23 protein-coding genes are annotated in these 23,912 nt (G+C 65.4%); 8 read left to right on the top strand and 15 right to left on the bottom strand.

The window, feature by feature from the left end; translation table 11 throughout:
• Nucleotides 1-211 precede the first annotated feature (211 nt).
• The gene (locus A9W99_RS16300) at nucleotides 212-3,007 is read left to right on the top strand and encodes a DUF2232 domain-containing protein (RefSeq protein ID WP_082930037.1); all 2,796 of its coding nucleotides are present in this window, start codon (nucleotides 212-214) and stop codon (nucleotides 3,005-3,007) included.
• A gap of 89 nt (nucleotides 3,008-3,096) precedes the next feature.
• On the opposite strand, the gene A9W99_RS16295 is transcribed toward A9W99_RS16300, so the two are convergent.
• Nucleotides 3,097-4,395: an enolase gene (locus A9W99_RS16295; RefSeq protein WP_067380835.1), complete on the bottom strand. Its 1,299-nt coding sequence runs from the start codon at nucleotides 4,393-4,395 to the stop codon at nucleotides 3,097-3,099.
• Between the two features lie 116 nt (nucleotides 4,396-4,511).
• On the opposite strand from A9W99_RS16295, the gene A9W99_RS16290 reads away from it, so the two are divergent.
• Nucleotides 4,512-5,180: a response regulator transcription factor gene (locus A9W99_RS16290; RefSeq protein ID WP_067380833.1), complete on the top strand. Its 669-nt coding sequence runs from the start codon at nucleotides 4,512-4,514 to the stop codon at nucleotides 5,178-5,180.
• Here the strand turns inward: A9W99_RS16290 and A9W99_RS16285 are convergent.
• Nucleotides 5,172-6,566, bottom strand: a complete 1,395-nt coding sequence (locus A9W99_RS16285) for a cell wall metabolism sensor histidine kinase WalK (RefSeq protein WP_067380005.1) — start codon at nucleotides 6,564-6,566, stop codon at nucleotides 5,172-5,174. The two genes, A9W99_RS16290 and A9W99_RS16285, sit on opposite strands and share 9 nt — an antisense overlap.
• Nucleotides 6,567-6,657: 91 nt before the next feature.
• Nucleotides 6,658-7,005 carry a hypothetical protein gene (locus tag A9W99_RS16280; RefSeq protein WP_156623133.1) on the bottom strand — a complete coding sequence of 116 codons (348 nt, stop codon included), beginning with the start codon at nucleotides 7,003-7,005 and terminating at the stop codon, nucleotides 6,658-6,660.
• Between the two features lie 248 nt (nucleotides 7,006-7,253).
• On the opposite strand from A9W99_RS16280, the gene A9W99_RS16275 reads away from it, so the two are divergent.
• Nucleotides 7,254-8,186 carry an alpha/beta hydrolase gene (locus tag A9W99_RS16275; protein WP_082930036.1) on the top strand — a complete coding sequence of 311 codons (933 nt, stop codon included), beginning with the start codon at nucleotides 7,254-7,256 and terminating at the stop codon, nucleotides 8,184-8,186.
• Here the strand turns inward: A9W99_RS16275 and A9W99_RS16270 are convergent.
• Complete coding sequence (locus tag A9W99_RS16270) at nucleotides 8,176-8,883, bottom strand: hypothetical protein (protein ID WP_067379994.1); 708 nt, start codon at nucleotides 8,881-8,883, stop codon at nucleotides 8,176-8,178. The two genes, A9W99_RS16275 and A9W99_RS16270, sit on opposite strands and share 11 nt — an antisense overlap.
• Before the next feature lie 130 nt (nucleotides 8,884-9,013).
• Between A9W99_RS16270 and A9W99_RS16265 the strand changes: the two genes are divergently transcribed.
• Complete coding sequence (locus tag A9W99_RS16265; protein WP_067379992.1) at nucleotides 9,014-9,448, top strand: DoxX family protein; 435 nt, start codon at nucleotides 9,014-9,016, stop codon at nucleotides 9,446-9,448.
• Between the two features lie 59 nt (nucleotides 9,449-9,507).
• A complete protein-coding gene (locus A9W99_RS16260) occupies nucleotides 9,508-10,305 on the top strand; it encodes an SDR family NAD(P)-dependent oxidoreductase (protein WP_067379989.1) in 798 nt (265 codons plus the stop codon).
• 15 nt (nucleotides 10,306-10,320) lie between these two features.
• Here the strand turns inward: A9W99_RS16260 and A9W99_RS16255 are convergent, their stop codons facing one another.
• Complete coding sequence (locus A9W99_RS16255; protein WP_067379986.1) at nucleotides 10,321-10,566, bottom strand: hypothetical protein; 246 nt, start codon at nucleotides 10,564-10,566, stop codon at nucleotides 10,321-10,323.
• A gap of 192 nt (nucleotides 10,567-10,758) precedes the next feature.
• Between A9W99_RS16255 and A9W99_RS16250 the strand changes: the two genes are divergently transcribed.
• Entirely contained in the window at nucleotides 10,759-11,412 is a 654-nt protein-coding gene (locus A9W99_RS16250; protein WP_067379984.1) for an MspA family porin, read from the top strand.
• 2 nt (nucleotides 11,413-11,414) lie between these two features.
• On the opposite strand, the gene A9W99_RS16245 is transcribed toward A9W99_RS16250, so the two are convergent.
• From A9W99_RS16245 to A9W99_RS16230, 4 genes are all read right to left on the bottom strand, one after another.
• Nucleotides 11,415-12,713: an acyl-CoA dehydrogenase family protein gene (locus tag A9W99_RS16245; RefSeq protein ID WP_067379981.1), complete on the bottom strand. Its 1,299-nt coding sequence runs from the start codon at nucleotides 12,711-12,713 to the stop codon at nucleotides 11,415-11,417.
• Nucleotides 12,714-12,729: 16 nt separating this feature from the next.
• A complete protein-coding gene (locus tag A9W99_RS16240; RefSeq protein ID WP_067379978.1) occupies nucleotides 12,730-13,506 on the bottom strand; it encodes an enoyl-CoA hydratase/isomerase family protein in 777 nt (258 codons plus the stop codon).
• A gap of 131 nt (nucleotides 13,507-13,637) precedes the next feature.
• Nucleotides 13,638-13,880 carry a DUF1918 domain-containing protein gene (locus tag A9W99_RS16235; protein WP_067240204.1) on the bottom strand — a complete coding sequence of 81 codons (243 nt, stop codon included), beginning with the start codon at nucleotides 13,878-13,880 and terminating at the stop codon, nucleotides 13,638-13,640.
• An 85-nt stretch (nucleotides 13,881-13,965) separates the two neighbouring features.
• The gene (locus A9W99_RS16230; RefSeq protein ID WP_067379975.1) at nucleotides 13,966-14,793 is read right to left on the bottom strand and encodes an oxidoreductase; all 828 of its coding nucleotides are present in this window, start codon (nucleotides 14,791-14,793) and stop codon (nucleotides 13,966-13,968) included.
• 222 nt (nucleotides 14,794-15,015) lie between these two features.
• Between A9W99_RS16230 and A9W99_RS26125 the strand changes: the two genes are divergently transcribed.
• Nucleotides 15,016-15,378 (top strand): hypothetical protein, encoded by a 363-nt coding sequence (locus A9W99_RS26125; RefSeq protein WP_253869928.1) that lies wholly within the window; start codon nucleotides 15,016-15,018, stop codon nucleotides 15,376-15,378.
• A gap of 16 nt (nucleotides 15,379-15,394) precedes the next feature.
• Here the strand turns inward: A9W99_RS26125 and ppk2 are convergent, their stop codons facing one another.
• From ppk2 to A9W99_RS16200, 6 genes are all read right to left on the bottom strand, one after another.
• Complete coding sequence (gene ppk2, locus A9W99_RS16225) at nucleotides 15,395-16,273, bottom strand: polyphosphate kinase 2 (RefSeq protein WP_067379970.1); 879 nt, start codon at nucleotides 16,271-16,273, stop codon at nucleotides 15,395-15,397.
• A gap of 31 nt (nucleotides 16,274-16,304) precedes the next feature.
• Nucleotides 16,305-16,970: a nitroreductase family protein gene (locus tag A9W99_RS16220; protein ID WP_067379967.1), complete on the bottom strand. Its 666-nt coding sequence runs from the start codon at nucleotides 16,968-16,970 to the stop codon at nucleotides 16,305-16,307.
• A 10-nt stretch (nucleotides 16,971-16,980) separates the two neighbouring features.
• On the bottom strand, nucleotides 16,981-18,510 hold the full coding sequence (locus A9W99_RS16215; RefSeq protein ID WP_067379964.1) for an Hsp70 family protein: 1,530 nt from the start codon (nucleotides 18,508-18,510) through the stop codon (nucleotides 16,981-16,983).
• 203 nt (nucleotides 18,511-18,713) lie between these two features.
• The gene (locus A9W99_RS16210; RefSeq protein ID WP_067379961.1) at nucleotides 18,714-19,001 is read right to left on the bottom strand and encodes a hypothetical protein; all 288 of its coding nucleotides are present in this window, start codon (nucleotides 18,999-19,001) and stop codon (nucleotides 18,714-18,716) included.
• 152 nt (nucleotides 19,002-19,153) lie between these two features.
• Entirely contained in the window at nucleotides 19,154-21,394 is a 2,241-nt protein-coding gene (locus A9W99_RS16205) for a carbon starvation CstA family protein (RefSeq protein WP_253869925.1), read from the bottom strand.
• Nucleotides 21,395-21,484: 90 nt separating this feature from the next.
• The gene (locus A9W99_RS16200) at nucleotides 21,485-23,014 is read right to left on the bottom strand and encodes an ATP-dependent DNA ligase (protein WP_067379955.1); all 1,530 of its coding nucleotides are present in this window, start codon (nucleotides 23,012-23,014) and stop codon (nucleotides 21,485-21,487) included.
• Between the two features lie 111 nt (nucleotides 23,015-23,125).
• On the opposite strand from A9W99_RS16200, the gene A9W99_RS16195 reads away from it, so the two are divergent.
• Nucleotides 23,126-23,884 carry an SDR family NAD(P)-dependent oxidoreductase gene (locus tag A9W99_RS16195; RefSeq protein ID WP_067379944.1) on the top strand — a complete coding sequence of 253 codons (759 nt, stop codon included), beginning with the start codon at nucleotides 23,126-23,128 and terminating at the stop codon, nucleotides 23,882-23,884.
• Nucleotides 23,885-23,912 lie beyond the last annotated feature (28 nt).

Here is a 23,912-nt window from a genome sequence, read left to right as displayed (position 1 = left end):
CGTCTCAGCGACCCGCTTATACACTGGCGCTCCCATGCCTGAGAGGGGTTCTTCGTCGAGCAGGCGCAAACGTTGGGGGGTCGATCAAGCGATGCGGCAAACGATTTCGGCGCGCTGTCGGGATGGTGTCGAGGACTGTCGCGCGTCACCGACGGACGGACTTCGCCGGGCTCGCTCGCTATCACCCAACGAACTGGCTCAGGCATCGGTGATGGGCGCCCTGTGCGCCGCCATCGCGATCGTCACCGTCGTCCTCCCGCACGCAGGCGGACTGGGACTGCTGGGCACCGTCCCGATGGGCTTGCTGGCCTATCGGTATCGGATCCGCGTTCTAATTACCGCGACCGTGGCCGCCGGCGTAATCGGCTTCCTGGTGGTCGGGGTGAGCGGCTTCGGCGCGGTCGCGCTGTGCGCCTATGTCGGTGGGCTGGCCGGAATCGTGAAACGACGCCGGCGCGGCACGCCTACGGTGATCGCGGTGTCCGTCGGAGCCGGTGCTGCCGTCGGTGCCGTGGGGGTCATCGCGTTGACCATTTTGACCCAGCTCCGGCAGCTGGTATTCCACACGATCACCGCGACCGTGGACGGAGTCGCGACGCTCGTGGCGCGGGTGCCCCACTTGCAGACCATCGCGCTGGAGCTCAAGCGGTTCTTCGCCGAAGCAATGAATTGCTGGCAGTGGCTCGTCCTCGGATACGCCGTCGTCGCGATCGTCGGCGCCTCCATGATCGGTTGGTGGGTGTTGTCGCGAGTGCTGGAGCGCCTCCGCGTCGTGCCCGACGTGCACAAGCTGGACGCGCCCGCCGGCGTCGGGCCGATTCAGCCGGTCCCGGTGCGGCTGGACCAGGTGCGCTTCCGCTATCCGCACACCGACCACGACGCGCTGCGGGGGGTCAGCCTGGATCTGCGCGCCGGCGAACACGTCGCGGTGACCGGCGCCAATGGATCGGGAAAGACCACGCTCATGCTGGTCCTCGCCGGCCGCGAACCGACATCGGGCACGGTGGAACGGCTCGGGGCGGTGGGTCTGGGCGAGATCGGCGGCACTGCCGTCGTCATGCAGCACCCGGAAAGCCAGGTACTGGGCACGCGAGTCGCCGACGACGTGGTCTGGGGTCTGCCGCCCGGTAAGACCACTGATGTCGACCGGTTACTGCGCGAGGTCGGGCTGGACGGCCTGGCCGACCGCGACACGGGCGGCCTGTCCGGCGGCGAATTGCAGCGCCTGGCCATGGCCGCGGCGCTGGCGCGCGAGCCGGCGCTGCTCATCGCCGACGAGGTCACCAGCATGGTCGACCAGCAGGGCCGGGACGCTCTGCTCGATGTGCTGTCCAATCTGACCGACCGTCATGAGACCGCGCTGGTCCACATCACCCACTACAACAATGAGGCTGATTACGCCGACCGAACAATCGATCTCAGCGACTCGCTGGACAACACCGCCCTGGTGGAGACCGCGGCCGCACCAGCGCCGACCGTTACGACGGGCCAGAAGCCCCATGCGCCGGTGCTCGAACTGGCCGGCGTGGCACACGAATACGGCACCGGCACCCCCTGGGCGCAGACCGCGCTGCGCGGCATCAGCTTCACCGTCTACGAAGGCGACGGGCTGCTGATCCACGGCGACAACGGCTCCGGTAAGTCGACGCTGGCGTGGATAATGGCCGGGTTGACGATGCCCACGTCCGGCACCTGTCTCCTTGACGGGCGCCTCGCCGCTGAGCAGGTCGGTGCGGTCTCGCTGCAGTTCCAGGCGGCCCGGCTGCAGCTGATGCGCAGCCGTGTCGACCTGGAAGTGGCTTCGGCGGCAGGCTTTTCGCCCGACGATCACGCACGGGTGTCCGCGGCGCTGGCGGCCGTCGGTCTCGATGGCGCGCTGGCGAAGCGGCGCATCGACCAGCTCAGCGGTGGCCAGATGCGCCGCGTGGTCCTGGCCGGGTTGCTGGCGAGGTCGCCACGCGTATTGATTCTCGACGAACCACTGGCCGGGCTGGACGCCGCCAGCCAGCGCGGTCTGGTGCGGCTCCTCGCGGATCGGCGCCGTGCGACCGGTCTGACCGTGGTGGTCATTTCGCATGACTTCGCCGGACTGGAGGAGCTGTGCCCGCGCACCCTTCACCTGCGCGACGGCATGCTGGTGCCGACGCCGGGTCTTGCGCTCGACAAGCCCCGGCGTGCGGCGGCCACGGCTCCGGCCCGCCGCTCTCCACGCCCCGTCGTGTTGCTGCGCCCGGTGCCCGGGCGCTCCCGTGTGCACGAGCTGTGGGCGGGCACTAAACTCCTTGCCGCATTGGGCATCTCGGCGTTCTTGACCGTCAACCCGGGATGGCTGGCGATCGGGCTGATGGCTGCGCTGGTACTGGCCGGCGTGTGGGTCGCGGGGATTCCCCGGGGTGCGTTGCCGTCGGTCCCCCGCTGGTTGTGGATCCTGCTGGCCATCGTCGGTACCACTGCGGCATTGGCCGGCGGGAGTCCGGAGATACACGTGGGCCCGTTCTCGCTCGGACTCGGCGGCCTGCTGGACTTCCTGCGCATCAGCGCGCTGTCGATCGTGTTGCTGGGTCTGGGCGCGCTGGTGTCGTGGACCACCAACGTCGCCGAAATCGCCCCGGCGGTGGCAACTTTGGGTCGCCGTCTGCGGCCGCTGCGTGTCCCGGTGGACGACTGGTCGGTCGCGTTGGCGCTCGCGCTGCGTACCTTTCCAATGCTGATCGACGAATTCCGGGTGCTCTACGCCGCGCGCCGGTTGCGGCCCAAGCAGACACCGGGGAGCCGCAGGGACCGTCTTCGGCAGCTGGTCGCAGACGTGGTCGACCTGGTCGTCGCGGTCATTACCGTGACACTGCGGCGCGCGGACGAGATGGGCGATGCGATCACCGCTCGCGGCGGTGCTGGTCAGCTCTCCGCGGCCCCGTCACGGCCGAAACGTGCTGACTGGGTGGTACTTTCGATCGTTTTCGCAGTGTGCGTCGCCGTCCTGGTCGCACAGCTTGCGCTGGGAATATAGCCGACCCGGCCCGCCGAGCGTGGGCCGTACAGACGCAAACTGAACGAAATGCGTGCATAAGCCCCACGTTCGGCGAGCCGCGTCCCGGCTCAGAACCGCACCAAGGCCGGCACGTCCGCCAGCGCGCAGTCCGGAATTCGCTCGGCCGCCCGCAACAGGAAGTTGAGCTTCTCGATGCGCTCGCCGGAGCGTGGGGCGCCGTTCTTCTGAAACGGTGTCTCCAGCCCCACCGCCAGGTCCATCACGACATCGTCGATGACACCGCCCGAACGGCCCGACGGGATCGCCAGAATACCGTTCTCCGACGCGTATTCGAAGCAATCCAGCGCCTCGGCGATGGTGCCCACCTGGTTGGGCTTCAGGATGAACCCGTCGACGGCGGAAAGCTCCACCGCCCGTTGTAAGCGATTGCGGTTGGTGACGATCAGATCGTCACCGAGAATGATTGCGCGGTCGATGGTTTCGACCGCCTTGGTGAAACCGTCCCAGTCGTCGGCGTCGAGCAGATCCTCGATGAACACCATCGGGAAGTCCTCCGACAATGTCCGCGCGTAGTCGATCAATGCCTCCGCCGTCACCGGCTCACCATTGAGTGGGTAAGTATGTGTGCGCTTGTCGTACACCTGGCTGGCCGCACAATCCAGCGCAAAAGCCATGACGTCGGCACAGCCGGCACGCTCAACAGCCTCGGCAAGCACCTCCATGACCACCCGCGGGTCGCTGGACGGTGCGACATAGCCGTATGACGACGCCAGCTGTGGCGTGCGGCCCAGCCGCTCGGTGAGCACCTCGCCGAGGACACCGAACACGCGCACTCCCAACTCGACCGCCGCCTCGATCGAGCCGGCGCGGTACGGCACGACGAGGAACTCTGAGAAGGCCTGGAAGGTGTCCCCGTAGCGGCCACCGTTGATCATGTTGAAAGTGGGCACCGGCACGGTGGTCGGTGGTCGGAGTCCCAGCAGTGCACCTACATAGGAGTAGGTGGGTATGCCCGCCGTCGCGGACGCCGCTCGCAGCAGCGCTATCGAGGTTGAGTAAATCGCGTTCCCCCCGAGCCGGTGCTTGTCGCGCGTGCCGTCGAGTTCGATCATCACCCGATCCAGAGTTCGCGGATCGTCGAGCTCAGCACCCACGAGAGCGCAAGCGATTTCGTCGCGCACTGCGGAGACGGCGCGGTGCACGCTCAGCCCGTCGTATTCTGTCCGGTCACCGTCGCGCAGCACGAACGCCTCGTGCACCCCGACCGAACTGCCGGTCGGCGATGCGCCACGACCGACATGGCCGGTGTCGGTGGTGATTTCAACCTCTACCAACGGACGCGCCTTGCAGTCCAGCAGCTGACGGGCGACGACAGCTGCGATCCTGGGGCAGGCCTTGCGAAACATGGCAGTGCCAGCGTAGGAGCGGATCGCTGAGACGCCGCTGAGAACGTGGGTTGCGGTGTTCTCTGCCGATCGCAGGCGCTGCACAATCAGATGATGCGTCGTAGCGGGTGCGCGCGGTGAAGGTTCTACTCGTCGAAGACGAGGAGCGGCTGTCGTCGATGGTGGCCAAGGGCTTGCGCGCCGAAGGGTTCGTCGTGCTCACTGTCGCAACTGGCGACGACGGGTTGCACGAAGCCCTGGAGAACGATTTCGACGTCATCGTCCTGGACGTCATGTTGCCCGGCCGAAGCGGCTACGAAGTATTGCGCAGCATGCGCCGCGCCAAGGTGTGGACTCCGGTCATCATGCTGACCGCCAAGGACGGTGAGTACGACCAGACCGACGCATTCGACTTGGGCGCTGACGATTACCTGACCAAGCCCTTCTCGTTCAAGATTTTGGTCGCTCGGCTACGGGCATTGGTGCGGCGCGGTGCACGGGAACGCCCGACGGTTCTCACCGCCGGCACGCTGTCGCTGGATCCGTCCCGGCGCCTGGTCACCCGCGATCACACTGAGATCACTTTGACGGCACGCGAGTTCGGTGTCTTGGAGTATTTGATGCGCAACAAGGACGTGGTGCTCACCAAATCCGACATCCTGGCCAACGTGTGGGACGTGAACTACAGTGGGCCGGCAAACGTTGTGGAAGTGTACGTCGGCTATTTGCGGCGCAAGATCGATATTCCGTTCGGAACCAACAGTATTGAGACCATTCGCGGGGTTGGATACCGGCTATTACCCTGACGGCATCGTAACTGTGATACGAGCGCCTCCACCCACCCGATCGTCGACGGCGATCCTGCCCCGGTGTGCGCGGACGATTTCGGCGACGATGGCCAGCCCGAGGCCGCTACCGCCGCTTTGACGTGATCGGTCGCTGTCGAGGCGAACGAAGCGGTCGAACACACGACCGCGGTCGGCCTCGGGTATGCCCGGTCCGTCATCGGCGATGACGAACACGGTGTGGCCCTGGACGGCGTTGGCGTCATGTACCGACAGCTCGATCCGCGACACCGCGTGGCGGGCGGCGTTGTCCGCGAGATTGCGCACCATGCGTGCCAGCGCGGCCTCGTCACCGATCACCTGGGTGCGCTTGTCGATGTCGGTATCGATCGCCAGCGTGGTTTCGCGGCGTAGCCTTGCGGCCGCAGACTCGACGATATCGGCGAAACTCACACTCTGCGTGGGCTTCTGGGCGGGCGATGCCAAACCTTGCTCGTCGGTGCGAGCCAACAACAGCAAGTCCTCCACCAGGGTCTTCATCCGATGCGCCTCGGGCAGCAAAGTGCTTGTGGCCATGTCGATGTCGAGCAGCTCGGGATGTGATTCGACCAGCTCGAGCGCATAGATGATGGTGGTCAGCGGACTGCGCAACTCATGGGAGGCGTCACCGACGAATTGACGCTGTGCCAGATGACCTGCCTCGACACGCTCGAGCATCGCGTTCATCGTCCCGGCCAGCGCCGCGATCTCGTCGCCACTGTCAGACACCGGAACGCGCTCGGACAGATCCGACACCGAGATTTCGGCCACCCGGCTACGAATCGCATCCACCGAGCGCAGCGAGCGTTTGACGAGCGTATAGCTGACGTAGGCCGCCGCCGCGATCATGAGCGGGGAAACCGCCGCCAGCAGAATCGCCACGGTGCGAACGGTGGCTTCGACCGCTTCGCTGGCGCCGCCCACGATGACGGTGTAGGTGCCGGCAGGGGTGGCAACGGTCTGACCGGCCAGCCGCATGTCATCACCCGGCGAAACATCGTCGGGCAGGCCTGATTTGAGCGTGGGGCCGAATAATCCGGCGGGCACCAACGCCGAGTTCGGCCCGCCCGACGATCTGCGCACCACATGCCCGTCGCCGTTCATCACCTGCACCGCCGCCACTCGTTGGTTCGTGGCCATGAGGCTTTCGTCGAGCTGATCGGGAGTCTTGACCCCAAGTGCGGCGACGATATGGGTGACCCGGGCGCCGGCGGCGTCGTCGACGCCGGACAGCAGTAAGAAGTAAAGCAAAGCAAGCATGCCGGCGGTTGCCAAGGCGAGCGCGGCAAGGACCACCGCTGCGGATACCGCCGCTGCGCGGGTGGCGATGCCCCAGTAGCGCGGCCGTAGACGTATGAACACGTTCACGTGCGACGCCCTCCCCGAGCAGTTCTGCCCTCAGTGTGCCGGTGGGCTGCTGAGAAGACGCTGAAGAGTTGCGGCGAGCGCTGCCGCGCGACTAGCCGGGAATCTGGTACGCGCACCGACCCGGCGAGTGCTCGGTGAGCGGGACGGGCTTGCCGTCCACCGTGATCACGCAGTCGTGGGTGCCGTTGTGGTCGGTCCAGTTCAACGCCAGATATGGGCTTCCGGTCACCTTCACCGTTTGCGACCAGGGCAGCGGCACCCAGGTGTTGGTGTTCGCCGGATACACCGGAGTTCCGGGGTCGGGGATGATCGAGAATGCGTCACCGGCGCCGGTGACCTGATAGGTCACAGTGTGGTGCGAGTCGGCAGCCGCCGTGGGCAAAATACTCTGCGGTGCGGCGGCCGCAGCGAAGGCAGCCGCGGCCAGCAAACCAGCCAAAGTCCTAGGGCGCGGGGCCCGTGACGTTAGTCGGAGTGCGCCTGCCGTGGGTACGACCGAGTTGTGCATTGTTAACTCCTTTGTCCGGCGGCGCGAGCCGCTGACGAGCGGGTATGTTGTCGCTTCGACTGGATCTGACGATACACAGCAAACCAAAACTTTAGGGCGGTTTCGCTGCCGACGAGTGCCGGCGAACGCGGCCGGGCACGCCCGCGCTCGCGTCGGCATTGGCAACCTATCCTCGCTGTATGACTTCTGCCGTCGGACGATCGCCAGTGCGTTTCGATGTCAGCGAAGTGGTCGGGGAGGAAGCATCATTGGCGGCGACCTACTATCCGGCGCGCACTCAAGGTCCTGTCGGCGCCGTATTGGTATGCCTGCCGGGCGGCACCTACAGCCGCGACTACTGGAACCTCAACGTTGCGGGACACCGCGGATACAGCTTCGCCGAATTCGCCACCGAGAACGGCTACGCCGTCCTGACGATCGATCCGCTGGGCACCGGGGAAAGCTCGAAACCGTTGCGCGACTTCGGTTTCGCTGATATCGCTGCGGCGCTCGCGCACGCGGTGTCCGCCCTGCCCGACCTGATCGGCGACCGTTTACCGCTGGTGGCCGTCGCGCATTCCCTGGGCGGATATCTGGCCATCACCCAGCAGGCGCTGTTCTCCAGCTACAGCGCTCTGGCCCTGCTCGGCTGCACCAATCGACATGTCGCGCCGCTGAACCTGGATTCTGCATTCATTGCCCGCGCGTCGACGCCGGACGGCCGCGCCGCGCTTTCCGCCGAGATCCTCTCTGCGCTACCGCAGCCCTATTTCGAGGGTCCCCGCGAGTACCTGCAGAGTTGGTTTCACTTGGCCGACGTCCCGGCCGATCTCGTCGAAGCCGACACGGTCACCGCGAAGTCAGTTGTCCCGCGCGTGTTCGGCACCGCCATGATTCCGGGCATCGTCGCGGAGCACGCCGCACAGGTTGACGTTCCGGTGCTCATCGGCTTTGGCGCCGTTGATGTTTCACCAGATCCACGCGCCGAGGCTGGGCTGTATTCCAGCAGCCCCGACATCACGACGGTAATCCTGGCCGGTAGCGCGCACTGCCACAACATGTCGTCCAGCCGGCAGCAGTTGTGGCGCCGGCTGCTCGTGTGGACGGGAACGGTAGCCGCAGTTAGTCGGTGACTGTCATTTGGTCGCGGCTGCTGGCCCATGATCGGGCGAAGAGGTCGATGGGTATCTGCTCATCGCCGCCAGTGGCGCTGCCACTGTCGTTGAGGTGCACAGTGCCGGCCGCGATGTCGATGCCGGTCACCACCACGGCGTGGTTGGCGTCGGGCGCGCCGCTGGCAGTCTTGGTCTGGACGGGTCTGCCCCAGATGAGTTCGGCGTTGACTGCGACGATCACCTTGCGACCCTTGGCCAGTGCCTGTTCGAGCACATCCATCCCCGTGGGAGCGCCGCCCTTGGGACCGTCATCCATGTAGGAGTTCACGGCGTGGATGCCGTAGTGGGCGAGCAGCGCCGGTTCATCGGCAAAGGAAGTGCCCTGAGCGGGCTGGTTTTTCGCGGGCTTGGTGTACATCGGACCCTTATGCACGGTGCTGGGGGACGAGTGCGCGACGGCGACAATCGCCTCCTCGGTCGGTTGGTCGCCCGTCAGTTGACCCACCACGTCGGCGACCGCCATCGGCACACAGTCGTCGTCGTATTCCTGGTGCCGCCAGAATCGGGCGGCCGCTGCGGGATCGCCGTAAAGCATGCCCCTGGCTTCCGGCGGGCTGGGTGCGTACGGCCCGGCTTGGGCTATGCCCGGCGCCAAACCCAGTCCCAGCGCGGCAGCGACCGCGACGCCCGCGGTCCTGATGCCGGTGCCCCTCATGGTGTCTCCCCATCCAAGCGCGCTGTGGCGGACCGCCTGCCCGGGAGTGGGTTTGCTGCCCGAAAGTTGGCAAGAGTGTACGGAATCCCCGCACCGGATCCCGGTATTTCGCAGCCCTTAAAGTTGTGTTGTGCTGAAAAATCTGAACCCGCGCCTCGCGCGCTACACACCGGCCGTGATAAGCCTGTTCCGATTTGTCTACGGGCTGCTGTTTGCCGGATACGGCTCGAACATCATCTTCGGCTGGCCCGTGCCGCCGCCGAACACCATCGAAGTCGGATCCTGGCCGGGCTGGTATGCAGGGCTGATCGAATTGATCACCGGGCTGCTGATCGCGAGCGGGTTGCTCACCCGGGCGGCCGCGTTCCTTGCCTCGGGGCAAATGGCAGTCGCCTACTTCTGGATTCATCAACCACGGGCACTGTGGCCGATCGGTGATCCACCGGGCGGCAACGGCGGGGCCTTGGCGATCCTCTTCTGCTTCGGTTTCTTTCTGCTGGTTTTCATCGGTCCGGGTGCCTATTCAATCGATACGGCGCGCACCCGGAGAAGGTTGCGCGCCTGACGAAACCCCTTGCCTCACAATGACTGAGGGAACCTTTTTGCCGACAAGGAGACCGGACGATGAGCAACGATCGGTGTGACGGGAAGGTGGCACTGGTCACCGGATGCAGTCGGGGCCTGGGCAAGGCGATCGCGGCACGGCTTGCGGCAGAGGGCGCCACGGTGGCGCTGACCGCCCGCACGCTGGACCCCGATCCCAAATATCAAGGCTCCCTGCAGCAGACCGTCGACGAGATCACCGCCGCGGGCGGGCGGGCCGTCGCCATCCAGGCGGATCTGTCCAAGTCCGAAGAGCGCGAAAGGCTTTTCGCCGAAGTGGTCAACGCCGTCGGCGCTCCCGACATTCTGGTCAACAACGCCGCGGTGACATTCCTGCGTCATCTCGACGGGTTCCCGGACCGGCGGGTCCGGCTGATGATGGAGATGCATCTCTTCGCGCCGTTGCACTTGATCCAGCTGGCGATTCCGGCGATGCGCGAGCGCGGCGGGGGCTGGATTCTGAACGTGACTTCCGTGGGCGGCGCTCTGCCGCCCGGGCCGCCATTCTCCGATTTCGACCGCACCGCGGGGTTCGGCATTTACGGAACGGCCAAAGCCGCACTCAACCGCTTGACGAAAAGCCTTGCCGCCGAACTCTACGAAGACGGGATCGCTGTCAACGCCGCCGCCCCGTCAAACCCGGTGGCCACACCCGGGGCGGGCACCCTCGATCTGGCCAAGACCGACACCGAGGACATCGAACTGATCACCGAGACCGCCCTGCGGCTGTGTACGGGTGATCCGAACGCGATGACCGGACGTATCGCGCACACCCAGTCATTCCTCGCCGAAGTGGGCTGGTTGAAACCAAATGGTTGAGATCAGCGTGGCCGTTTAGCTGCAGTGAGCGAAGAGGTTTTCGCAATACATTCCGGTCCCACCCCACTCGGCGGCGGGGCCGCCTTCATCCATCGGATTCACGAACGTGGTGGGAAACTGGACCAGCCATTCATCGATGTCCGGTTGCACCGGCGGCATACCGGGGTCCGGCGACGCTTGCGCTATCCCGGTGCCGCTCACCAGAGCTACCAGCATCACCGCGCCGATCAGCAACTTACGAGCGCACCTGCGAAGCGCCATCGTTGGCTCCTCTGTTGTCTGTCCGGATTAGTGGCTATCCCAGAGGTTAGTCGCCAAAACCAATTCTACGTCGCATAATCATCACGAACACACAACAACTTTGCTCAGCCGGCCAGCAAACTTCGCGACTCGTCTCGGCCGCTGCGTAGCGTGTCGCCCGTGAGGCCGCTAGCCGTCGTCATTCGTCGCGCGATGGCTGTCGCCATTTGCGCGGTCATGTCGGTGGCCGCGGCGCCCTCGACGGCTGCAGATCCTCCTGACGCGGCGCCACCGGCCGCGGGATCGGTGCCGTCGAGCCCGCCATCGTCTGTCAAGACGCCCGACGGCTGGACGCTGGCCCTTGGCGCCAAGGACGAGATGCAAGTTCCGGTGGAGGCAATGAACGCCGCCATGTCGTCGCGCGAATACCTGTCCAGCGGCATATTCGTCGGCTCTGTGAACGGCCCGGAAGAGCCCCGGGGAAACCTTGAGGTGGGCTACCAAATCGGTTGCGGAATTGATATGAGCACGTCCAACGGCGTCATCATGGAGGGTGGTGCCGGCTTAACCCCGGGCGTAAGCCCGACGTTCGATGCGACCGGTACGTTGCCGCCCTTGCTGCCGTTCATTTCCGCGCCGGTCAACGGCGTGATGAGTGTGGGACTCAAACCGGGTCTGGTGATCGTGGTGCCGGTGGTTAAGAAACAGTTCAAAGGTCCGAACCCGTGGGTCATGATCTCGGGCTTCCACGTCAAGATCGACGGATGTGTGGGCCAGTCGTTCATTCGCTCCTACGCGACGCTGACTCGAGTGACCGACCAATCCGACGTGGTGCTGGCCTATGTCGGCGTCACCAAGGCGGTCTGAGTTCACCCGGGGGGGATGCCGGCCAGCTGGTGGGCAAACTTCGCTTCGGCGGCCTCACGCAAGCGCAACAGGTGCTCGGAGGGAAACAGATCCGGCGCAGCGGGACGGTCTTTGAGCAGCAGCCGCGCCAGCGTCACCTTGTGCACTTCTGTTGGGCCGTCGGCCAGGCCGAGCACGAACGACTCCACCAGATATTGCACGAACGGCATCTCGTGCGTGGTACCCAATGATCCGTGTAGTTGCAGCGCACGCGACGACACGTCGTGCAGCACCTTCTGCATCATCGCCTTCACCGCCGAGATGTCAGCCCGCACCGCCTTGTAGTCGTTGAATTGGTCTATCTTCCAGGCTGTTTGAAGGGTCAACAGGCGAAAGGCCTCGATCTCCATCCAGGAGTCGGCGACCATCTCCTGCACCAGTTGCTTGTTGGCCAGCACCTCGCCCTGGGTGTAACGCGACACCGCGCGCTCACAGATCATGTCGAAGATGCGGCGCACCAGCCCGACCGTGCGCATGGCGTGATGAATGCGCCCGCCGCCGAGGCGGGTTTGCGCGACGACGAACGCACCACCGCGCGGACCGAGCATGTGATCGGCGGGCACCCGGACGTTCTCGTAGCGGACGTAACCCTCGCGGCCGCCACCGCCGAGCGGCTGATACCCGAGTCCGACGTTGCGCAACACGTTGATGCCCGGGGTGTCACCGGGTACGACGAACATCGAGTAGCGCTGATACGGCGGGGCCTCGGGGTCGGTCATGGCCATCACGATGATGAACGAGGCCATCGAGGCGAACGACGAGAACCACTTCTCGCCGTTGATGATCCAGTGGTCGCCGTCTTGAACGGCGGTGGTGCGGAACACTTTCGGGTCCGCGCCGCCCTGCGGCTCGGTCATCGAAAAGCAGGACACGATGCGGTTGTCCAGCAGCGGCTCGAGGTAGCGCTCCTTGAGCTCGGGTGTGCCGTAGTGGGCAAGGATCTCGCTGTTGCCGGAATCCGGTGCCTGCGAGCCGAAGACGATGGGCGCGCACTCCGAGCGGCCCAGAATCTCGTTCAGCAGCGCCAGCTTCACCTGTCCGTAGCCGGGACCACCCAGATGCGGCCCGAGGTGGGTGGCCCAGAGGCCGCGCTCCTTGACGATCTCCTGTAGCGGCGGGATCAGCGCTTGGCGTACCGGGTCGTCGAGGTCGTGAGATTCCCTGACGACCAGGTCGATCGGCTCGCATTCGGTGCGCACGAAGTCTTCGACCCACTCGAGCTGCTGCGCCCATTGCGGGTCGGTGGAAAAATCCCACGACATCTGTCGTCCTCTCTGGTCATGAAGACCACTTCTTGCGGCGTTCGGTCGCGTCGTCGGTGGCGTGTGAGATCACCTGGTTGCGGTTCTCCAGTTCCAGCGCCGACGACAGGCTGGCCGCGTCGGTGTTGACTTGCAGGGCACGCTTGGTCAGCTGCACACCCAGCGGAGCGAGACCCGCGACCAGCGTTGCCAACTCCAAAGCACGGTCGGCCAACCGATCGGGCTCGACTATTTCGCTGACCAGGCCGCGGCGATCGGCTTCTGGCGCCGATACCGTCCGTCCGGTCAGCATCCAGTCGGCGGCCACGCTGGTGCCGACGATGCGGGGCAGGTGATAGCTCATGCCCATCTCGGCGCCCGAGAGACCGAGCAGGATGGCCGCATTGCCGAAAGACGCTGTCGTCGAACAGATCCGGATATCCGAGGCCAGGCACAGCGCGAATCCCGCTCCGACGCACGGACCGTTGACCGCGGCGATGACGGGCTGCGGGAGCTGACGGATGGCCTCGGGGAGGGCCGCCATGCTCTCCTGGAAACGCATCCGCTCCAGTGCGGGTGCGCTGGCTTCCGGCGCGCCGGGTCCGAAGTCACGCAGATCGATGCCGGCACAGAAGCCCCGGCCGGCACCGGTGAGGACGACGGCCCGCACCGACCGATCGGCGGCCAAAACGCTTAAGGCTGACTGTAATTCGCCCTGCATCGCCTCATTGATGGCGTTGAGCCGCTCGGGCCGATTGAGCTGCAGTACGGCGACGCCGTCGCGCGATCGGTCGAGACCGACTGTGTCCCACACGACCGATCTCCTTGCATCGCCGTCGATGGATCAGAAGCGATCGTAATATGTTTCTCGCTTGAGGAGAATAACCTTCTCCTATTGGCGAAGTGATTCTCCCGTTCGGTGGGTTCGTCCCTGCCGAGGCCAGGCTATTTGGGCCCGTGGCCGGCCCGCGCCGCAGCACGGCGCGCGGACTCGGTGTGTTCGGCGGCGGTCACGACGACCGCGTCAGAGCCGGGATACACCGTCGCCTCGTGCCCGGTCACCAGCCACCGCACGACGTACGGCGGCGAACCGTCTTCCGAACGCACCTCGATGATCTCCGCATGTTGATCGTGTCGTTCCGTGGTCGTGCCTTTGACCACCAAAAAATCGCCGACTTGGGCTTTCATCGCCCGCTCCCTTCTCGATCCCGTGAGATCGCGGACCTCTCCATGGTGCGCGCGTTGGTCGCGCAACGGAAGCGTGTGCCCGGTGTCAGTCGAAGTCGGTGGCGGTGGTGACGGCCTCCCATGTGGCGACCTCTTTCGCACGGCGCTCGGCGATGTAGCGGTAGGCAATCAGCGCGTCGGGTCCCAGCAGCAGGAACGACGGCGGATCGGTTGCCTCGACCGCGCCGATGATCGCGGCGGCGGCCTTGGCGGGGTCCCCCGCCTGAGTTCCGTGCATGATGTCGCTCTCTTTGCGACGCTTCCCGGCGGTACTGTCGTAGTCGTCGATCCTCGTCGGCGACTCGATGAGGGAGCGTCCGGCGAAGTCGGTCCGGAATGCGCCTGGCTCAACGACTGTCACCGAGATTCCGAGCGGCGCCAGCTCGCCGCAGAGGGCTCCGCTGAGGCTTTCGAGGGCGGCCTTGGCGGCCGAATAGTAGCCGGATCCCACCGGCATCAGCTGCACGCCGATCGACGAGATGTTGATAATGGCGCCGCTGCGACGGCCCCGCATGCCGGGCAGGACCGCCTTGATCATCGCGACGGTGCCGAAGAAGTGCGTCTCGAACAACTCGCGGACCTGTGCGTCGTCGCCCTCTTCCACCGCGGCGCGGTACCCGTATCCGGCGTTGTTGACCAGAACGTCGACACCACCGAACCGGTCTTCGGCCTGCTGCACCGCGGTGGTGATCTGGTCGGGCTTGGTGACGTCCAGTGCGACGGCGAGCACCCGCTCGGATGCGCTGTCGGCCAGGTCCGCCACCTTGGTGACGTCGCGTGCGGTGACGACGGTGTGGTGGCCGGCGTCGATCACCGCCTCGGCCAGCGCACGTCCGAGTCCCGTCGAGCAGCCGGTGATGAGCCAGGTGGACATAGGCGTAAGTCCTTTCCAGTCGGCGGCGCGTGCAATTGTTGTGCCGGCAACACAACCAGATTAGATTTTGCCGACATGGAGCCGCGGTGGCCACCCCTGCAGCAGCCGATCGCCGCGATGCATGGAACGAGGTGCTGAAGCCGGTAGCTGCTGAGTTACAAACGTGTGCAACGCAATTGGCTGCCCACATAGCCTTTCACGCCACTCAGTGACCGATTCTTCTTGAAATACTGGAAGATTGACCCGGTACGCGCAGAGATCATCGTCTCGATGAAGATACCCGCCGGCGTGGAACTCGGGACGCATTACCACACCGGCATCGTGGTGGCGCACACGATCAGCGGAGCCTGGCGCTACAAGGAAAGCAGTTGGATCTCGCGCGCCGGTGACACCCTCTACCAAGTTGCCGGATCCTCACACACTCCCGAAAGCTTCGAGGACACCGAGGTTTCTTCTATATGGTCGGTGAATTGCTCTTCCTCGACCAGGACAACAAGATCCTCTGGCAGGAAATCGCAAGACGTCCATCAATCGCTACACCCGGTACTGCGCAAACAACGGCATCGCGGCCCGCGACCTCACTAGTTGGGACACCTGAACCTCAGTCGGCCAGGGCCCGGCCCACTATCTGCGGATCCGGCTCGCCGACGACCTCGTCGTCCTTGTCGGCGTACTCGGATTTGGCGAGAACGTAGCGCATGGCATTGATCCGGGCTCGCTTCTTGTCGTTGCTTTTGACCACAATCCACGGTGCGACGTCGGTGTCGGTCGCTTCGAACATGGCTTCCTTCGCCGCGGTGTAGTCGTCCCACCTGTTCACCGACTCGATATCCATTTCCGAGAACTTCCATTGCCGAACCGGGTCGACCAGTCGGACGGCGAACCGAGTGCGTTGTTCGGAGGGGGAAATCGAGAACCAGAACTTGGTGAGGTTGATGCCGTTGTCGACCAGCATCCGTTCGAATTGCGGAGCCTGCTCCATGAATTCACGGTATTGATCGTCGGTGCAGAATCCCATCACCTTCTCGACGCCCGCGCGGTTGTACCAAGACCGGTCGAACAGCACGATCTCACCGCCGGCGGGCAGGTGGGTGATGTAGCGCTGGAAATACCACTGCGTCTGTTCGCGCTCGCTGGGTTTCTCCAACGCCACCACCCGGGCGTGGCGTGGGTTGAGATGTTCCATGAACCGCTGGATGGTGCCGCCCTTGCCCGCCGCGTCACGACCCTCGAACACGATCACATGCCGCGTGCCGGTGGCCTGGCTGTGCTTCTGCAGCTTGAGCAACTCGATTTGCAGCCGCCGCTTCACATGTTCGTATTCCTCGCGCGGCATTCTGTGGTCGTAGGGATATCCCTCTCGCCACGTGTCGATATTGTTGCCATCCTGGTCGCATAAGACCGGGTCGTCTTCGTCCTCGTCGATGACGGTGTAGCCGTGTTCCGGCGTCGAAAGGGCTTCCAGATCTATCTCTTTCATGCCCTGAAGCTATCAAGCATCGGGGACGGCATCACCCGTCGAATGCGGCGCCGTCGAACCGATCCCGGGTGACGAACTGGCCGACCGGTTGGCGGCGCAACTTGGTCAGCTGCCGGGCGGGCTTGCCAAGCGGCAGCAGGGCGGCGACCGCATGCGTGTCGGGGATTCCCAGTAGTTGGCGGACATGCGCCTCCTCGGCGATGGCCATCGTCGTGATGGTGCCGCCGTAGCCTTCGTTCCGCGCGGCCAGCAAGATGTTCCATACCAGGGGGTATACCGAGGCGCCGGCGGCCAGTCCGACCCGGTCCAGTTCTTGATCGGTAGCCGCCACGACGCCGAGGTCCACCGAGACGACGAGCACTACCGGAGCCTGCAAGAACGGTGCGACGAACGCTTCCGGAATCTCCGTCGTATCGATGACGTCTTGCGAGACCGAACTGGGATGTATTGAGTTCCAAGGTTTTTCACCGGCATTCAGCTGGGCGAAGTAGCGACGGGCGGCGCCGGTGCCCAACTCGGCCAATTGGCGACGGGCATCCGCGTCACGCACCACGGTGATGTGGGCGCCTTGCCGGTTGCCGCCGCTCGGGGCGAAGCGGGCGTTGTCGAAGATGCGCCGCAACACGTCGTCGGGCAGGTCGTCGCCGGTGAACTCACGCGCCGCAAACGTCGTTCGCATGACGTCGTAGAGCTCCATCGTCGATGTCTCACCGCCCGCTCGAGGCACGCCGCTCCAGCCGGAAGGTGCGCTCGAATCCGGCCGGCTGGGTCGTGAGGGTCACCTCGACGGCGCCGCTGGGGGCGACGACGTAGCGCTCTTCGACGTCGGGGCCGTCGTTCCACCGGCCGATGGGCTGGCGTCCGAGATCCTCCCGCTCGTGCAGCTCCGGGTCGAAGGGGAAGAGGACAGGATCGTAGGGCGTCACGTCGCCGTCGGGGCGGCCGTTGACCAGCCTGCTGCACTCCACGAACCGGAAATGTCCGATGTTGTGCGCCGCCCGGTACCGCCGTTTGACGACCAGGGGACTGCATCCGTCCGCGGGCAGCGAGGCATCCTTCGGAACGATCGGGTCGAAGACGACGTCGGCACCGGCCCGCGCCTCGCGAAACACTCCGAGGTGGCGCGAAAAGCGTTCGGACAACTCGAAACCGGCTTCGTGGTCGAGGAACACCGCCAGACCGATGGCCGTCGCGGCGAACGGATACGGCGAGCGCTTCACGCGCTTGTCGCCGAAGGCTGCGCGCAGCATCCGGGAAACAAGTGGGAACCCGCCGGCCCCGCCCACCACGTAGATGCCGGCGACTTCCGACCACTCCACTGACCCGGCCGCGTCGCGTCCGTCTCGGGCCGGGTCGCGCAGGACGCGGCCGAGAAGTGCGATCGTCTGATCGACGAGCGGCGCGCACACCGAGTACACGTCGTCGATGCCGCAGGAGAACGGCGGGCGGTCTACTGCACTCAGGTCGACGAGGAAACGACGGGTCTGCGGCCCGACGGCCTCCTTGCGGACCGCGCATTCCTCTTTGAGGAGGTCTGGTGTGTGCGTGTCGGCGCTGAGCTTCGACCGGCCGAGGACGAGGCGCACGATCGCGTCGTCGAAGTCATCACCGCCGAGGCGCTGGATGCCTTCGCTGATGACGACTTCGTTCAGCGGCCCGGTCATCCTCAGCAGGGAGGCGTCGAAAGTACCTCCGCCCAGGTCATAGATGAGGACGTACTCGCGTTTTGCGGTGATGGTCGAGCGATACCGGTGGGCGTATTCCAGGCCCGCGGCGGAGGGCTCGTTGAGCATCGCGGCGACGTGAAATCCCGCCGCCAGGAAGGCATCCAGGGTCAAAAGGCGTTGGGCGCTAGAGGCATTGGCCGGCACGCCGACGGCGGCCTCGATGGTTTCATTAGGCTCCATGCCGGCGTTGGAGCCGTTGTACAGCTCGCTTCGGAGCGCTGTCAAAAATCCGGTGAGCAGTTCGGCCAGCCGGTAGCTGCGGCCGGCGAGGCTCACCTCGGTCTGCGGTCCGGCGTCGTTGAGAAGCCGCTTGAACGAACGCAGCACCGACCAGCCCGGCTGATGGCGCACGGCCGCGGCGGCCGCGCCGAAGCACAACTCCCCGGCGGCGTTGGCGGCGATGAGCGAAGGCCAGGTGTCTGCGCCGTCGAACGAGACGACCGGGTAATTGCCGCGGTCGACCGCCGCGACGACTGTGTGGGTGGTGCCGAAGTCGATACCGACTCTCATCCCGCACAATCTTAGGACCGTGCAGGCAGTTCGGTACAACACATTGCCCGGCGTGCCCTGTCGGCTCTCGCTCTGCTTGTGGGCGTGCGGTCAATCCTCGAAATGGCGACGATAGTCGATGCGCTCAAGCCAACCCTGCAGGCTGTAAATGGCGGATGCGGCCATCGCCATCATCACGGCTGAACCGACAGCGATGACGACGTTCACAACCTGTCCATTTCCCGTGACATCAGGGCGTTCTCAAGGAATGCATACCGCCTCGCTTCCTGGCGCTGCCGTGGACGATCTCCATTCGTGGAGGCCGCGAAGAATCGCCCGAAGCCGATCCGCCCGCCGGTGCGGTCGGGGCGCACGCCGCGAGCGGCTGCGGTGCTGAAAAGTACCTCGTGGGTGGTGATCAGGACCTGAGTGGCTTCGTTGCTGGCCGATGCGGGCGCGTGCTCCTCGACTGGGTCAATGATCCTGGTGAATGCCTCCGATGAAATGGACATTTCGGTGACCTCCTGATGGGCCGTCCCGGCCCGAGTCGGCCGTTGGTGCAATCAACGTAGGGTCGGCGGCCACCTCTTGGGATGCGTAGTCGACTACCTGTTTTTGCGAGCCAGATCACCGTGTGGCGCCGTGCGACCTCTCGGGTCCGCGGTCAACGTGGCCCAGCTGCCACCGCTCTGTCGTGCGCTTCCCATTGCTTTTGCAATTGCCGTTCGGGCGCGGTGGCGATCAGACCTGAGGGTGCGAACCGCGTCGAAGCCACCGGTTCGTCCTCGGTCAACGGCCTTCCGCCACCTCGAATTGCCTTGAATGCGGCGATAATTCCCGCGACGAACACAATGACTACAACCAGGGCGAAAACAACCGAGAGAGTGCCCTGAATGAACGTGTTCCTGATGACGTCATCGAGCTGATGCGCGTTCTTCGCCGATCCGAACGAAGTCTTACCGGCGTTCCGGGCGGCCAGGTATAGGAAATGCGCAGACCAGTAGCCGATTGCCGGATCGCTGGAGAAGACTTTCTGCCACGATGCAGTCAGCGTGACGGCCAGATCCCAAAGCAGCGGGGCGCCCGGTATCCAGGCCCACCGCATCAGGCCCTTCTTGATGACTACCACCGTGATCACGGTCAGCGCGATGCCCGCGAGCAGCTGGTTGGCGATGCCGAAGAGCGGAAACAGCGTGTTGATGCCGCCCAGCGGATCGGTGACGCCCATCAGCAGGATGCTGCCCCAGGCTCCGACCACGACCAGGCTGCAGATCCACACGCCTGGCCGCCAGCTCGGATTTCGCAGTTTGGTCAGTGGGCCACCCAAGTTGCCCAGCGCGTCGGAAAGCATAAAACGATTGACCCGGGTGCCCGCGTCGAGAGTGGTGAGAATGAACAGCGCCTCGAACATGATCGCGAAGTGATACCAAAAGGGTCTTAGACCAGCGCCGCCGAATACCCGCTGCAGCACCTCGGACATGCCCCACGCGAGTGTCGGCGCGCCACCGGTGCGCGAGACGATTGACTGCTCGCCGACGCTGCTGGCGGCTTGACTGATTTGCGCGGCGGTTGCCGGAGCGCCCGGCAAACCGAGTTTGTTGACATACTCCGCCGCTGTGGCCGCGGTGCTGCCGGTCTGCGCCGCGGGTGCGTTGAGAGTGAAAAACAGGTGCTGGTTGATGATCGCCGCGGTGATCAGCGCCATGACCGCGACGAAAGACTCGGTGAGCATGCCACCGTAACCGATCACCCGCATTTGACCTTCCTTTTCCAGCAGCTTCGGCGTCGTCCCCGACGAGATCAGCGCGTGAAAACCGGATAGGGCACCGCAGGCGATGGTGATGAACAGAAATGGGAAAAGCGAGCCGGCGAACACCGGGCCGTGGCCGCTGGACGCGAACCGCGAGATGGCCGGCGCCTGCATCGACGGATGAGCGATACAGATGCCGATTGCCAGCAAGGCGATGGCCCCGACCTTCATAAACGTCGACAGGTAATCACGCGGCGCGAGCAGCAACCACACCGGCAGCACCGAAGCGGCAAAACCGTAGCCGATCAGGCACCAGCACAAGGTGACCGGGGACAGGCTGAACCATGAAGCGCCCCAAGATGTTTCGGCTACCCAATTGCCGGACGCGACGGCGACCAGCAGCAGTGCGAAGCCGATCGCCGACACTTCGCCCACCTGCCCCGGGCGCAGGAATCGCAAGTAGCAGCCCATGAACAGGGCGATGGGAATGGTCATCGCGATGGAGAACACGCCCCACGGGCTCTGGGCCAGCGCCCGGACCACGATCAGTGCGAGCACCGCGATCAGGATCACCATGATGACCAGGACCCCGACCAGGGCGGCAGCCCCGCCGATGACGCCAAGCTCGTCGCGGGCCATCTGGCCCAGCGAACGGCCGCGGCGCCGGGTGGATATCCACAACACCAGGTAGTCCTGCACGCAGCCGGCGAGCACCGCGCCGATCACGATCCAGATGCTGCCTGGCAGGTATCCCATCTGGGTGGCCAGCACCGGGCCGACGAGCGGCCCGGCTCCGGCGATGGCCGCGAAGTGATGCCCGAACAGCACGCGCCGGTCCGTCGGCACGTAGTCGGTCCCTTCGTCGAGGACTTCGGCTGGGGTGGCGTGGTCGTCGCGCGGGCGAACGATCTTCGATTCGATCAGCCGGGCGTAGAAGCGGTAACCCACGACGTACGTGCAGATCGCCGCGACGACGAACCACACCGCGTTGACCGGCTCGCCTCGGACGAAAGCGATGATAGCCCAGGCGATCGCACCGATCACCGCGATGGCGCCGAAGACGACCTTGTGCACCACGCGAATGGGGGAGCGGTCGACGATTGCGACTGGGGGCAGCGCGCGGTCGGTGTGGATATAGTCGATGTCTCCGTCCACCCGTGCTCCCTTCCCGCGCCGCTGGCGAAGGTGAATCTACCGACGCCTGATGGGCGTGTCGCGTCGTGAGGTTCACCATCGCGGGTGCTGTCAGTACAACGCGCGCACCGCGTCGATGCTGTCGGCTTCGGCCGGGCTCTTGTCGTCGCGATAGCGCACCACCCGGGCGAAGCGCAGCGCCACCCCGCCTGGGTAGCGCGACGATGCTTGCACGCCGTCCAATGCCACCTCGACCACCTGCTCGGGACGTAGTTGGACGACATATGAGTCGGTGCCGCCGACGGCGAGCTCGCTGAACCGGGAGGTCTGCCAGTCCAGCATGGCGTCCGTCATTCCCTTGAAAGTCTTTCCCACCATGACGAATTCACCGGTGCCCGGATCGCGTGCGCCCAGGTGGATGTTGGAGAGCTTCCCGCGCCGCCGCCCCGATCCCCACTCCACGGCCAGCACCACGAGGTCCAGGGTGTGCACCGGCTTGACCTTGAGCCAGCCGGCGCCGCGACGGCCCGCCTGGTAGGGGGCGGATGGTGACTTGGCCATGACGCCCTCGTGGCCGGCTCGCAGCGTCGCGGCCAGGAACTCGGCGGCGGCCGACGAGTCGGACGTGGCCAGCCGGTCGACTCGGTGACGCGGCGGTACCAGGGTGTCCAGTGCGGCCAGCCGCTCGGTGGTCGGCGCGTCGAGCAGGTCGATGCCGTCAGAGTGCAGGATGTCGAAGAAGAACACCGAAAGCGGTTGTGCCGCACGGGCCGCGGCCACGTCGACCGATCGGCCGAATCTCGACGCGGTGACCTGGAAGCGGTGCGGCCGGTTGTCGGGGCGCAGCGCAATCGCCTCACCGTCGGCGACCAGGCTGCGCGCCGGCAACGCCAGCGTCGCTTCGACCACCTCCGGCAGCCGGGCGGTGACGTCGTCGAGGCTTCTGGTGTAGACCGTGACGTCGTCGCCGTCCCGGTGGATCTGTACCCGCGCGCCGTCCAGCTTTGCTTCGAAAATCGTTGTGCCGCCATGGCGTTCGAGTGCACCGTCGACGCTGGCCGCGGTCTGTGCGAGCATCGGGCCGACCGGCCGGCCCACGCGCAGGGTGAACGCGTCGAGCGCCGGGACTCCGCCGGACAGCGCCGCTGCCGCCACCGCCGGCAGATTTCCGCCCAGCATCGCCGCACGCTGCACTGCCGCGTTGGGAATGTCGGCGGCCTTGGCGACCGCGTCGGCCATGATCCCGGCCAGTGCGCCCTGGCGCAGCTCACCGCTCAGCAGCCGCACCAGGAAGGTCTGCTCGGTTTCGGTGGCGGCGGCGAACAAGGCCGCGACGAGTTCGGCGCGCCGGGCTTGGGAGCCCTTCCCGGATACCGCGCCGATCTCGGTGAAGGCGGCGTTCACGGCGGCGACGGTCAGTGTCGGCTGCGAAGCCGGAGGCGGTCGGGTACGTAGCGACGCCCAGCCGACCCCGATGGTGCGTTGCGGCAGCTCCCCGGACAGCCAGGAGACCAGGATCGCGACCAGGGCCGCATCGGGCGCGGCGCGCCGCAACAGCTCGGCGATGCGCGCAACCTTGGTCAGGCGAGACGAGGTGCCACCGACGTCAACAGACGTGGTCGCGACGTCGAGAAGGAGCACATTGGGAAGCTTGACACGGCTCGGTGACAACTCGTCGGGCCGGACACGCTAGCGTGCCTACGTAACGTTACAAATTCCTAGGAATCTGACAAGCCAATCGAGGAGGTCCGGATGGAGATCAGCGGGAAGAAGGTCGTCGTCATCGGCGGCGCTTCGGGAATGGGGCGCGCCAGCGCCGAACTGCTGCACGAACGTGGCGCCCAGGTCGCGGTGCTCGACCGGGAGAATTCGGACGGCAAGACCGTCGCCGATGGTATCGACGGCAAGTTCTACCCGGTCGACGTCACCGACTTCACCGGCACCGAGGAGACCCTGCAGAGCGCGGTCGACGACTTGGGCGGCTTGCACGTGGTGGTGACGACCGCCGGGGGCGGCATCGCCAAGCGGACGATGACCAAGTCCGGCCCTCATGACCTCGAATCCTTCCGTTCCGTGGTGGACCTCAACCTCATCGCCACCTTCAACATCAGCCGCCTGGCGGCCGCGCATATGAGCAAGAATGAGCCTGAGGATGAGGAGCGGGGCGTCATCATCAACACCGCGTCGATCGCGGCGTTCGAGGGACAGATCGGGCAGGTCGCCTACACCGCCGCCAAGGCAGGGATTGCCGGCATGTGTCTGACGATGGCGCGCGACCTGGGCTCGCTGGGCATCCGGGTGCTGGCCATCGCCCCCAGCCTGTTCCTGACCGGGCTGACGCAGATGGTTCCCGAGGAGATGGCGGCAATGCTCACCCGTGATGCGGCCTTCCCGAAGCGGATGGGCCGGCCCATCGAGTACGCGAAGCTGGCGGCGGCGATCGTGGACAACCCGATGCTCAACGGCCAGTGCCTGCGCCTAGACGCCGGGCAGCGGTTCGCTCCCAAGTAGGCGCCTCACAGTCGGCCTGGTCCGCCGG

The organism is Mycobacterium sp. 1164966.3 (assembly GCF_001665395.1).
In the GTDB taxonomy this organism is placed as follows: Bacteria; Actinomycetota; Actinomycetes; order Mycobacteriales; family Mycobacteriaceae; genus Mycobacterium.
The sequence above is the reverse complement of the archived record's forward strand: the minus strand, read 5'-3'. Positions and strand labels throughout refer to the sequence as shown.

Excerpts from the sequence above, each read along its gene's own strand:
- A9W99_RS16300 (WP_082930037.1), top strand. The coding sequence starts at position 212 with ATGGGCGCCCTGTGCGCCGCCATCGCGATCGTCACCGTCGTCCTCCCG.
- A9W99_RS16295 (WP_067380835.1), bottom strand. The coding sequence starts at position 4,395 with ATGTTTCGCAAGGCCTGCCCCAGGATCGCAGCTGTCGTCGCCCGTCAG.
- A9W99_RS16275 (WP_082930036.1), top strand. The coding sequence starts at position 7,254 with ATGACTTCTGCCGTCGGACGATCGCCAGTGCGTTTCGATGTCAGCGAA.
- A9W99_RS16270 (WP_067379994.1), bottom strand. The coding sequence starts at position 8,883 with ATGAGGGGCACCGGCATCAGGACCGCGGGCGTCGCGGTCGCTGCCGCG.
- A9W99_RS16260 (WP_067379989.1), top strand. The coding sequence starts at position 9,508 with ATGAGCAACGATCGGTGTGACGGGAAGGTGGCACTGGTCACCGGATGC.
- A9W99_RS16255 (WP_067379986.1), bottom strand. The coding sequence starts at position 10,566 with ATGGCGCTTCGCAGGTGCGCTCGTAAGTTGCTGATCGGCGCGGTGATG.
- A9W99_RS16250 (WP_067379984.1), top strand. The coding sequence starts at position 10,759 with ATGGCTGTCGCCATTTGCGCGGTCATGTCGGTGGCCGCGGCGCCCTCG.
- A9W99_RS16245 (WP_067379981.1), bottom strand. The coding sequence starts at position 12,713 with ATGTCGTGGGATTTTTCCACCGACCCGCAATGGGCGCAGCAGCTCGAG.
- A9W99_RS16235 (WP_067240204.1), bottom strand. The coding sequence starts at position 13,880 with ATGAAAGCCCAAGTCGGCGATTTTTTGGTGGTCAAAGGCACGACCACG.
- A9W99_RS16230 (WP_067379975.1), bottom strand. The coding sequence starts at position 14,793 with ATGTCCACCTGGCTCATCACCGGCTGCTCGACGGGACTCGGACGTGCG.
- ppk2 (WP_067379970.1), bottom strand. The coding sequence starts at position 16,273 with ATGAAAGAGATAGATCTGGAAGCCCTTTCGACGCCGGAACACGGCTAC.
- A9W99_RS16220 (WP_067379967.1), bottom strand. The coding sequence starts at position 16,970 with ATGGAGCTCTACGACGTCATGCGAACGACGTTTGCGGCGCGTGAGTTC.
- A9W99_RS16215 (WP_067379964.1), bottom strand. The coding sequence starts at position 18,510 with ATGAGAGTCGGTATCGACTTCGGCACCACCCACACAGTCGTCGCGGCG.
- A9W99_RS16210 (WP_067379961.1), bottom strand. The coding sequence starts at position 19,001 with ATGTCCATTTCATCGGAGGCATTCACCAGGATCATTGACCCAGTCGAG.
- A9W99_RS16195 (WP_067379944.1), top strand. The coding sequence starts at position 23,126 with ATGGAGATCAGCGGGAAGAAGGTCGTCGTCATCGGCGGCGCTTCGGGA.